This is a genomic window from Mesorhizobium sp. L48C026A00 (genome assembly GCF_000502375.1).
In the GTDB taxonomy this organism is placed as follows: domain Bacteria; phylum Pseudomonadota; class Alphaproteobacteria; order Rhizobiales; family Rhizobiaceae; genus Mesorhizobium; species Mesorhizobium muleiense.
In genome coordinates, this window is the sequence record NZ_AYWU01000127.1 from 1 (window position 1) to 382 (window position 382).

Annotated in this window: 1 protein-coding gene; it reads left to right on the plus strand. The window is 63.6% G+C overall.

Annotation, left to right across the window (positions count from 1 at the left end; all coding sequences use genetic code 11):
• Window positions 1–148: 148 nt before the first annotated feature.
• On the plus strand, window positions 149–382 hold a 234-nt coding region (locus X738_RS86650), incomplete at its 3' end, for a hypothetical protein (RefSeq protein WP_198032971.1).

The following is a 382-nucleotide window of genomic DNA, read 5'->3' on the forward strand; positions in this document are numbered from 1 at the left end:
TATCGCGCGCTGCCCGACATTGCGAGGTGTGGAGGCGCTACGGTCGCACCGGCCCTGGCCGCTTGGCATCACCATCACGACAGACAGCTGTTCCGTCGCTGGCGATCTGAAGACGAGCCCCAGAGCTGGGCCAGCCCTATGCGGCGATTTGCTGACCTTTGAGGTTTGCGCTCTGGATGGGAGCTTTCGCTGGCATTTTGATGCAAGTCGATTGGCACCGGAGCAGATCGACCGCATGACGCAGCATTTGCAGAATCTGTTGTGCGCTGTGGTTGCCGATGCCGGACAGCCGGTGGGCCGGATTGAGCTGCTGCCGGCCGCCGAGCGGACGTATCTGCTGGAGGATCTGAACCGGACGGCGGCGGCCTATCCGTCGCAGCGG